1 protein-coding gene is annotated in these 647 nt (G+C 53.6%); it reads right to left on the bottom strand.

The genetic code is table 11. From position 1 onward, the window contains the following. Positions 1-193: 193 nt before the first annotated feature. The gene (locus L1065_RS15730) at positions 194-331 is read right to left on the bottom strand and encodes a hypothetical protein (protein WP_237096462.1); all 138 of its coding nucleotides are present in this window, start codon (positions 329-331) and stop codon (positions 194-196) included. Positions 332-647: the final 316 nt, after the last annotated feature.

Below are 647 nucleotides of genomic sequence, written 5' to 3'. Positions count from 1 at the left end.
AAACGGTGCTTGGCCTTCAGGCATACGAACGTGCGTCCAGTCGCGTGCTGACCACGCCGCGCCCTTCGCCCTAGTCCAGATAATCGCCGGGCCAGTCGTAGCTCTCAATGTCGCCGCCTGGGTGGGTGGCATCGCCCAGATGATCCACGTCTTGCGTGGCCAAAAGCGCGTGCAGATCAAGTCCCGCATCAGGCTACAAAGCCTCAACCCGCCACTCGAAATCCGCCGACAGCTCCTCAGTTCCGTCCATGCGCAGCAGTACAAGCATATCCGCACCAAGCGATGTCGTGAGCCGCCCCTGACGGTCCTTCTGGCTGAAATGGGTGTTCATAAAAAGAGACCTGAAAATACAACTAATAAGAGAAAGTTAACGGCTGCGCCTCCGAAAAGGAAGCCATTTTAACTTTGTGTCCAACGCGCCGAAAAAGCAGATCAAAACTACCGTTTTTGACAAGCCGAAGTTTACAAAAGTCTCTGACCCACGATGGTTGGTATTCTTTCTTAGAGGATGCCAGTATGCACATTCACAGCAATGATGATCAACAGCAGCCCGCCTATCCAAGCAAGTCCCTCCCGGAAGCGATGCTTTTTATCGAGTGCGCGCATAGCTCTACTGCCCATAAGTGCGACCACAAGGTCTGATGGCA

Origin of the sequence: Nereida sp. MMG025 (assembly GCF_021654165.1) — a bacterium.
In the GTDB taxonomy this organism is placed as follows: Bacteria; Pseudomonadota; Alphaproteobacteria; order Rhodobacterales; family Rhodobacteraceae; genus Nereida.
This window is presented reverse-complemented; position numbering and strand designations above follow the sequence as displayed.